Source organism: Vibrio sp. 1F255, from assembly GCF_041439145.1.
GTDB classification, from domain to species: domain Bacteria; phylum Pseudomonadota; class Gammaproteobacteria; order Enterobacterales; family Vibrionaceae; genus Vibrio; species Vibrio crassostreae_C.
Map to the genome: position 1 here is coordinate 81054 of NZ_JBGONQ010000019.1, position 10042 is coordinate 91095.

Consider the following 10042-nt stretch of genomic DNA (forward strand, 5'->3'; position numbering starts at 1 on the left):
ACAAAAACAGAGAATGTAAAATACTAAAAAAAGAAACCCCCTTTAACCGAGCCCAAGGTGCCGCGCTTTTATAGCGCGGCTTTTTTTTGATTCATTTTTGTGGTGGGAAGGGGGGAGAATGGGGCAGGTTAGTGCTCACTAAGACTTAATTATTTCCGAGCCCTAATCACTGCCAGAACTTAGTTACTACCAACCTTATTTTCCGCCAAAGCAAAGATACTTAATGTCCATGTACTCATCGATGCCTTCTTTCGCACCTTCACGGCCAATACCTGATTGTTTCACGCCACCGAAAGGCGCGACTTCGGTTGAGATTAGACCATCATTAATGCCGACCATACCGTACTCAAGCGCTTCTGCAATGTTCCACACTCGGTGGATGTTCTGACTGTAGAAGTAAGACGCCAAACCATAAATCGTATCGTTGGCCATCTCGATAAGCTCTTCGTCCGTGTCGAATTTCATCACGGGCGCGACTGGGCCAAAGATCTCTTGTTGAACGATGTCCATGCTGTGTTTTACATCTTTAAGAACAACAGGTTGAATGAAAAGCCCATTAAGTTCCTGAGTTGGCGTGACAGGCGTGGCACCTTGTTCAATCGCTCGGTTTACCAAAGCTTGGATGTTGTTCTTTGCGTTCAGGCTGACAACAGGGCCAATCGTGACACCTTCATCTAAGCCGTTACCAATCTTAAGCTGCTGAACCGCTTGATCGAATTTAGCCACAAACTCATCGTACACTTTACTGTGGACGTAGAATCGGTTTGCACAGACACATGTTTGACCTGCATTACGGAACTTCGACGCCATTGCCCCTTGAACGGCTGCATCGATGTCGGCATCGTCAAACACAATAAATGGTGCGTTACCGCCAAGTTCCATTGAGGTGCGTTTGATGCCTTTTGCTGCTTGAGCCATCAAAATACTGCCCACACGGGTCGACCCAGTGAAAGAGATTTTTTTGATAAGCGGATGCGAAGTGAATAGGTTGCCCACTTGTTCAGGGCTTTCACCAAGCACCACTTGAAGTAGATCTTTAGGGATACCCGCTTGATAAGCCAGTTCAACCACAGCAAACGCAGAAAGCGGTGTCTCATCCGAAGGTTTCACGACAAAGCTACAACCTGCAGCTAAGGCAGGAGCCGCTTTACGAGTGATCATTGCAATCGGGAAGTTCCATGGCGTAATCGCACATGCGACACCAATAGGCTGCTTGATGGTCACCAAGCGTTTGCCAGCGACTGTGCTAGGAATGGAATCACCATAAGTGCGCTTCGCTTCTTCTGCAAACCATTCAATGAAGCTCGCGCCATACACGACTTCACCTGTCGCTTCGGCTAACGGCTTACCCTGTTCCATTGTCATGATTCGAGCAAGGTCATCTTTGTTTTCAAGGATCAACTGGTGCCAGCGATGAAGCAGTGCAGCACGAGATTTAGCAGGAATTTTTGCCCACTCTTTCTGCGCTACATGAGCTTGTTCAATCGCGTTCGCTAACTCTGTTTCTGATGATACCGGTGCGTGCCCGATGAGTTCACCCGTTGCTGGATTGGTCACGGCAACCGCGTTATTCGCTTCTGTCACCATAAAAGAGAGTAAGCGCTGGTTATTAATTTCTAGCATGTGATTCCTTCTTGATGATTACTTAACACGTGTTGCTGATGTGCGGGTTGGCGAGTGTTCAGATCACTTCGACCAAATGTTGATTAGTCGCAGATTGTGGTCGTTAATTCGATAGTTTTGAAGCCCTTGTTTGCGCAAGCATTGTTTACCAAAGTAGGGTTTTCGAAATCCATGATCAGTTAAGTCATGGACTTCGAAATTCTTTAAGAAAGTGCTTACTGCTGACTCCAATTATCAGCTTCGATTTTCGCCAGCGCTTTTGCTGCTTTTTGAAGTGCGGGCAAGAATTTTATTGCTTCATCCGGTTTCACTCGAATCACAGGTGCTTGGATCGCTAGGCCTAGGTTTGATTGACCAGTTGGTGAGGGTATCAGCACAGCGATACAGACTAAGCCTGGTAAAAACTCTTCGTCATCAATAGCAAAACCTTGGATTTTCGCTTCTTCAATGTCTTTCTCTAGAGTCGAATAGTCGGTAATCGTGTTTACTGTGTATTGAGTCAGCGGCACATTTTCAATTAATCGTCTGCGCTGCGACTTAGACATATGAGCTAAAAACAGTTTTCCAGTAGCCGAGCAGTGCACGGGAACGCGAGAGCCGGGGGGCAGGTGAAAGCGAAGGGGAGCTTCAGTTTCGGCACGATCGAGATAGATGATTTCACCACTTGAAAGAGCCGTCAGGTTACAACTCTCACCGACTTCTGCTCTTAGATTTTCAAGGATGGTGCGTCGCGCGCTGTGCATGGTGCTATTCAAAAGTAGGTTTTCGGCAAGTTTTCTTAGTCGAATGCCTGAGCTGTAGTGCTTTTCGTCGCCATCTCTTTGAATGATGCCCGCGGCTTCTAATTGCTGAAGCATTCGGTGCAGCGTGGGTTTTGGTAATCCGGTCTCTTCGACTAAACCTTGAAGAGAAATAAACTCGTCTTTTTGCGCTATCACCTCTAATAGTGCAAAAAGTCGAAGAGTTGGCGTATCTCCTTGAACTTGTGGTGTTTCTGTTTGCATACAGTGATTCATCCTTGCGATATGTCTATGCCTAAGAGTGTACATACCAAATCATTATTCTTCAATTATCTGAATAAAATTTGACCTTTTTTGTTATTCCAATAATATAAATATAAATTATGGAACAATTAATCTCAATAAATGGAATTTAAAGATGAAGGCGATTGAACGGATTATTGATAAAGCTCATTTAGATCGTAAGCGCGTTGTTTTGAGTGAAGCGGAGGACCCGCGAGTGCTAGCTGCTGCAAGAATAGCAATCGACAAACAGCTCGCTCACATCACACTTGTGGGCGATGAATCGGCGATCATCGCTGCTGCAGAACTTCACCACATTAACCTCGCTGGCATTCATATTGTTTCTCCACAGGCGTCGTCACTCAAAGAAGTGCTCGCTGAGCGGCTGTATACATTAAGAAAAGCTAAAGGCATGACTTATGATGACGCCCTAGAGCTGGTTCAAGATCCACTTGTTTTTGCCAATTTGATGGTAAGGGAAGGACTGGTAGACGGCACAGTTAATGGCGCGGTTTATACCACGTCTGATGTGGTGCGAGCTGCGCTGCAGATTATCGGCCCTGCACCGGACAGCGAATTGGTGTCGAGTTTCTTCTTGATGATGCTGTGTGAGCCTTTCCATAATCTTAAAGGCGGTATGATTTTCAGCGATTGTGGTTTGGTGATTAACCCCACTGAAACCGAGCTGGCATCGATTGCGGTAGCCGCTTCTCAAAGTGCTGAGGCATTGTTAATGGAAGAGCCTAAGTTGGCGATGCTTTCATTCTCTACCAATGGTAGCGCGAAACATGAGTCGGTAGACAAGGTGCGCAGTGCTGCGCAGATAGTTAAACAGCGTTGCCCGGGAATCGCTGTAGACCAATATGTTCAATTAGATGCGGCGATTGTCACTGAAATAGCGGCGAAAAAGTTGCCTGATTCAGAGGTCAAAGGTCAATCTAACGTGTTGATATTTCCTAACTTAGAAGCCGGTAATATCGGTTATAAGCTTGCGGAAAGGCTAGGTGGGGCTGTTGCGATTGGCCCGTTGCTGCAAGGGCTGAATCAACCAGCGAATGACTTGTCCAGAGGCTGTAGTGCCGAAGATATCTTTAATGTCATTGCCGTCACCGCGGTACAAGCGCAGCAAGGGAAAGCATCTGACTCTAAGGCTGACTCTGAAGCTGATGTTGAAGAAAGAGAAGAGTCGGAGTTTGAATTCCGGTATTAACACTCGTTGCTTAAACTAATGCGGAATCTTGCACTCATATTTACCCCCAAATAACCTAATTAGGATAGCTAATGGAGTTACCTGTTTTACTCGCCATTCTTGCCACCATTGCGGTAGGTACTTATTTCCAAACTGTCACTGGATTTGGTCTCGGTATCATTGTGATTGGGCTAACGGTCAGCCTTAATTTGGTATCCCTACCCGTTATAGCCGCTGTGGTCAGTATTGTGACCTTGTTCAATTGCTTGGTGGCGTTGATGGGTAAGCCACTGCTTGGGGAACTCAAGATTCTGGTGGTGTTAGTCATCGGTATTATTCCCGGCGTATCGATGGGCGTGTACTTGCTGGACGCGTTGAGCGAGTCGGCAACCCAAATCCTACGAGGGCTATTGGGTGCCATGGTGTTGTTCGCTGGTTTGAGCTTTATGTTTAAACCTAAAACTAGAACGGTCCGTTCGACAACCGTATCTTTCCTTGTCTCAGGATTTAGCTCTGGGTTAGCGGGGGGATTATTTGGGATGGCAGGTCCACCGATTGTTTATCATCTCTATCGGCAACCTTTTTCGCTCGATCTGGTGCGAAGCACACTGCTGATGGTTTTCGCTTGTACGTCGATGTCCCGTACGGTCAATGTCTATGCGGCGGGCGACATGGAACAGAGCATATTGTGGTTATCCGCTATTGCTGTTCCTCTGGTGGCGCTTGTCACAATGTTTGCTCGGCGTTTCCCACCGCCGTTGTCTAATGATCAACTCAGAAAGCTGGTGTTTACGGTGTTAATGCTGATAGGCGGATATTTGATGGCTGTCTCTGCATGGTCGTTGTTTGGCTCCTCGTAAAACCATTCTCGACAAAGGAGGCTAGTGATTTGCTAGCCTAAGCTTCCCTGTTTAAACACGCTTTAGCATCTCAAATATGCTCCTAGATAGCCCAAACAAGCAGCTCTCTTGTACATCTAACGTGATGTTGCTGCGATAGTACGGGCTCAAATCCACTCCCATTCCCACACCATGAATCTCAATACCGTTTTTGGTCGACTCACGTTCAATCACCTGTTTGAGATGGTTATCTAAATAGAACTGATCGTTGGCGGTACTGGTAGCGGTATCCATCGGGCAGCCGTCTGAGAACACAATCAAAACCTTTCGCTGGGCGGTGTGCTGCTGCAATCGATGACTCGCGAACTGAACCGCTTCGCCATCAATCCCTTCTTTAAAGATGTCGGCTTTACGAAGACTCGCAATGCCAAGTCGAGAACGTCTCCAATGGGTATCAAAATCCTTAAACACGATGTGCCGAACTTCGTTTAAGCGGCCCGGGTGCTTTGGTTGGCCTTGTTTAAGCCACTGCCGATAGACCTTGCCACCGTTCCAGTTATTGGTCGTAAAGCCAATAATCTCGAAAGGGATGTTGGCCAGTCCAACGGATTTGAGAATTGTATCAATCAGTAGGCTTAGCTTGTGACTGTGCTTTTGCATTGAGCCAGAGCAGTCCATCAAAAATGTGATGGCACATTGATGAGATGTACCGATGTCAGGTTGATAAAAGACAGTGCTATCCAATGGCGATGTGACGAGCTTGGTGATGGTGGTGGCGTTAACAATGCCTTCTTCTAAATGGTCCTGACGTCGGTTCCTCTGTGGTGTGGCAACAAAGCTAGTAAGCATAGCGGCTAAACGGCGAGTGTTGACTTGTCTCGCCATGATGTCATCGGTTAGCTTTTGCCTCAGTTCGAGTAATAGGGTACGCCTGACGAGTTTGTCTGCGGCGACCACTTGGTCAAATTCTGAATTAAAGACCTGATAATTGGCGCCCGACAACTCGAATACCTTGCTACTGCCTGTGATGTCGGTATCGACGTCTTGATCTTGAATGTCACCATCAACAATCAAGGCAAGCTGTGCAAGGAGCTTGATGTCTTCTTCAACGGTTGGTGTGGGTGAGTTATCACTTTCCTGTTCTTGGATGATTAACTCTTGTGCAAGGGCTGCAAGCTCATTGGCACTGTGTGCAAACTGTTCTTGGTCTGTTCTATGTTGCTTTAAGCGTTTAAAGCTGTGACCGAAGGTAGGCACGATGCCGGCGCGAGTCGATTCAATGGTCTCAGCAATGGGTTCCGAAACCGGAACACCGGTTAAGCGGGTGTGGATGACTTGCATCAGAGTAAACAGCAACATGCCTATTCGTGATTCGGTGAAGCCATTCTGATGATATTGGTCGCTCCAATACGCAAAGTTGAACTGAATGCTGGTGGTAACGCCTTTTAGACAAGATGGAACTTGCGATTCAATTCGCACCTGCTCGCAGAAGTCATATAACAGACGTTCGACCTCGTTTTTCGGTCGCAATGAGTAGTGAAGATCAGCATCTGAAAGCAAGAGTCGTAATGCCGATGAATCGATCTTGCCTTGCATTGAGAGCTTGCTGTTTGTTAAATCATGGCGAGAAACAAAGGTGAGATCGTTGGTGTGTGCAGACTGATAATAGCAGGGGCTATTACCGTTATAGAGACGCTCTCCCCGATAATTCAGGTTCAATTCACCACTGATCGCTCTAGCGACAGACACACCAAGGTCGAGGATCTTTTTCTGCTGAGAAGAAACATTGGCCATGGTTTACGACTCCGACTGCGCATAACTCTGAGTAGGCGTTTCTAGGGCCTCACCAAAGCAGCGGAAGTAATATTCGCTTACCAACTCTTTCTCTTCATCTTCACAACGGTTTAGGAATGAAAGCCTAAATGCCGTGGCTACGTTATCGAATATTCGGATATTTTCGGCCCATGTGATCACGGTTCTCGGAGACATTACCGTCGACAGATCGCCTGCTCTAAAACCATTTCGTGTTAACCCAGCAGTTGCGATCATTTTCTCAACTAACTGCTGACCGATTTCACTGTTCATCTCTGGGCGCTTGGATAACACGATCTTAGTTTCATGTTGTGGATCTAAATAGTTAAGCGTGGCGATGATGTTCCATCGGTCAAGTTGGCTATGGTTAAGCACCTGAGTACCGGAATACAAACCCGAGAAATTACCCAAACCAAGTGTGTTACAGGTAGCAAATAGGCGGAAAGAAGGGTGAGGCGTGATCACTCGGTTTTGCTCTAAAGAGGTGTACTTTCCGTCTTGCTCTAATAACTGCTGAATCACAAACATCACGTCAGGACGACCAGCGTCGTACTCATCCAATACCAGTGCGATGGGTTGTTGAATGCTCTGAGGAAGAATGCCTTCTTTAAACTCTGTTACCTGCATTCCGTCTTTAATGACGATGCTGTCCTTTCCTATGAAATCCAATCGGCTTAAGTGCCCGTCTAGGTTGATCCTCAAACACGGCCAGTTCAATCTCGCGGCGATTTGTTCAATGTGGGAAGACTTGCCCGTTCCGTGTGTACCTTGTATCAACGTGCGGCGATTAGAAGTGAAGCCCGCCAATATGGCTAGCGTTACTTCAGGATCAAAACAGTAGTTAGGATCGACCTTGGGTACATACTCTCCCGCATGTTCAAACGCCAATACGGTTAGGTTGCTGTCGATGCCAAAACACTCTCTCACACTTATTGGTTGTGTTGGTATCAATTCCGCATCATTCATTTTTCTTCCCTCTTAATAGCTTCCATGACTGCCGCGATGGGCGGTATGTCATCGATTATTAACAGCTCACTCTAAGTTAACGGCACTTTTTGTACGAAAAACTATCAATAATGTGATCCAGTTTTATTAATTAGAATGAATTGTTCCAATTTAATATAAAAAGTTGACGCGCAAAAAATCTACTACTAAGGTGAAAATGAATTAAAAAAAGAGACGATTCATTCCGAAAAATGAAATTTTGGTTAACTCAAGGAGAATGGAAGAATGAGTGAGCAAGAAAAACGTACGGTTGTTTCCGGCACAGTAACAATGACACCATCAGAAGCGTTCGTTGAAACTATGGTTGCTAATGATGTTACCGACATGTTCGGCATCATGGGGTCAGCATTTATGGACGCAATGGATATCTTTGCTCCTGCTGGCATTCGATTGGTTCCAGTAGTACACGAGCAAGGCGCTGCCCACATGGCAGATGGTTATTCTCGTGTATCGGGTCGCCACGGTGTAGTCATCGGGCAAAATGGCCCTGGTATTAGTAACTGTGTAACAGCAATTGCAGCTGCGTTCTGGGCACATAGCCCGGTCGTCATTGTGACGCCAGAGACAGGCACTAAAACAATGGGCTTAGGTGGTTTCCAAGAATGTAACCAGCTTCCAATGTTCCAAGAGTTTACTAAGTATCAAGGACACGTAACGCACCCAGATCGTATGGCGGAATACACAGGTCGATGCTTCGACCGTGCGATGAGTGAAATGGGTCCAACTCAACTGAACATTCCACGTGACTATTTCTACGGTGAAACTCAAACCGAGATCCCTAAACCCGCGCGTTTAGACCGTGGTCCAGGTGGTGAGAAATCTCTGAATGAAGCAGCAGACCTGATAGCTGAAGCGAAATTCCCAGTCATCATTTCTGGTGGCGGTGTGGTAATGGCTGATGCAGTTCAAGAGTGTGCGGCACTGGCAGAAAGATTAGGCGCACCCGTAGTGAACAGCTACCTGCACAATGACTCGTTCCCTGCTAGTCACCCATTATGGTGTGGTCCTTTAGGCTACCAAGGTTCGAAAGCAGCAATGAAGTTGATGGCTCAAGCGGATGTGGTTATCGCTTTGGGTACACGTCTTGGTCCATTTGGTACGTTGCCTCAACATGGTATGGACTACTGGCCGAAGAACGCGAAAATCATTCAGATTGATGCCGACAACAAGATGCTAGGTCTGGTTAAGAAGATTTCAGTTGGTATCTGTGGTGATGCGAAAGCAGCTGCGGTTGCTCTATCTGAAAGATTGGAAGGCCGTGCATTGTTGTGTGATGACAATAAAGGCGCTCGTCAAGACACGGTCGCAACAGAGAAAGCACTTTGGGAAAAAGAGCTTGATGAGTGGACACACGAACGTGACTCGTTCAGCTTGGATATGATTGAAGAAAACTCACACGAGACTCCGTTCTCTGGTGGTGAATACCTTCACCCGCGCCAAGTATTGCGTGAGCTAGAAAAAGCGATGCCAGAAGACGTAATGGTCTCAACCGATATCGGTAACATCAACTCGGTGGCAAACAGCTACTTACGCTTTGAAAAACCACGTAGTTTCTTTGCGGCAATGAGTTTTGGTAACTGTGGTTACGCGTTCCCGACCATCATTGGCGCGAAGGCAGCAGCACCTCATCGCCCAGCTATCTCTTATGCAGGCGACGGTGCGTGGGGCATGAGCCTGCTGGAAACCATGACATGTGTTCGTCATAACATTCCAGTGACAGCCGTGGTATTCCACAACCGTCAATGGGGTGCAGAGAAGAAGAACCAAGTCGACTTCTACAACCGACGCTTTGTTGCCGGTGAGCTAGATAACCAAAGCTTTGCAGAGATTGCACGAGCAATGGGTGCTGAAGGTATCACGGTTGATAAGCTTGAAGATGTAGGTCCAACCTTGCAAAAAGCCATCGACATGCAGATGAACGAAGGCAAAACAACCATCATTGAAATCATGTGTACTCAGGAGTTGGGCGACCCGTTCCGCCGAGATGCACTATCAACACCGGTTCGTTTCCTAGATAAATACAAAGATTACGTATAAGTCATAGGAAGTTTGCCCGGCCAGCGCATCATCGAGAAGGTTATCGAGCGCATGGTCGGGTAATATTAACGGGTATTGGCAAGTGCTTAGGTGAAGAACATAAACGCTTAGTTCAATAATCTCTAGTTAAACATTAGAACACTAATTAAATGGCTCATAAGTATATAAGTGGTTTTAGATATATACACTTTGTCACTCGTTATTATTAATCGATCCTTAACTAATGGATCCAAAAATAGTTCTTTGACGAAGATGTATACCTATTATTATTTTGGGAAGTTATAGCTGACGATGTTAATTTTATAATCTTAAATGTTGATGCTTGGATTGTACCGAATTTAAATTAAGTGACCTATTACATGCATGTTGTGAAAAATAAATGTTATATAAGCTCACTCGAAGAGCTGTATAAAATAATTGATTCATTAATGAATGAATGCAGTGACCAACGTGGTTTGATGGGCGTTGTTGATCAAATCAGCTTGAGGTTCAACGACGCCATATTTGACTAATCG

Annotated in this window: 7 protein-coding genes; 3 read left to right on the plus strand and 4 right to left on the minus strand. The window is 46.1% G+C overall.

What is annotated here, in order from left to right:
- Positions 1-195: 195 nt before the first annotated feature.
- Positions 196-1623 (minus strand): NAD-dependent succinate-semialdehyde dehydrogenase, encoded by a 1428-nt coding sequence (locus tag ACED41_RS12260; RefSeq protein WP_371725042.1) that lies wholly within the window; start codon positions 1621-1623, stop codon positions 196-198.
- A gap of 215 nt (positions 1624-1838) precedes the next feature.
- The gene (locus ACED41_RS12265) at positions 1839-2627 is read right to left on the minus strand and encodes an IclR family transcriptional regulator (RefSeq protein ID WP_371725043.1); all 789 of its coding nucleotides are present in this window, start codon (positions 2625-2627) and stop codon (positions 1839-1841) included.
- A gap of 154 nt (positions 2628-2781) precedes the next feature.
- Here ACED41_RS12265 and pta point away from each other — a divergent pair, with 154 nt between their 5' ends.
- Entirely contained in the window at positions 2782-3855 is a 1074-nt protein-coding gene (pta, locus tag ACED41_RS12270) for a phosphate acetyltransferase (RefSeq protein WP_371725044.1), read from the plus strand.
- A 71-nt stretch (positions 3856-3926) separates the two neighbouring features.
- Positions 3927-4694 carry a sulfite exporter TauE/SafE family protein gene (locus ACED41_RS12275; RefSeq protein ID WP_017064283.1) on the plus strand — a complete coding sequence of 256 codons (768 nt, stop codon included), beginning with the start codon at positions 3927-3929 and terminating at the stop codon, positions 4692-4694.
- Positions 4695-4745: 51 nt separating this feature from the next.
- On the opposite strand, the gene ACED41_RS12280 is transcribed toward ACED41_RS12275, so the two are convergent.
- Positions 4746-6467, minus strand: a complete 1722-nt coding sequence (locus ACED41_RS12280) for a cobalamin biosynthesis protein CobT (protein ID WP_371725045.1) — start codon at positions 6465-6467, stop codon at positions 4746-4748.
- Positions 6468-6470: 3 nt separating this feature from the next.
- On the minus strand, positions 6471-7451 hold the full coding sequence (locus tag ACED41_RS12285) for an AAA family ATPase (RefSeq protein ID WP_371725046.1): 981 nt from the start codon (positions 7449-7451) through the stop codon (positions 6471-6473).
- Between the two features lie 264 nt (positions 7452-7715).
- On the opposite strand from ACED41_RS12285, the gene xsc reads away from it, so the two are divergent.
- A complete protein-coding gene (gene xsc / locus ACED41_RS12290; protein WP_371725047.1) occupies positions 7716-9527 on the plus strand; it encodes a sulfoacetaldehyde acetyltransferase in 1812 nt (603 codons plus the stop codon).
- Positions 9528-10042: the final 515 nt, after the last annotated feature.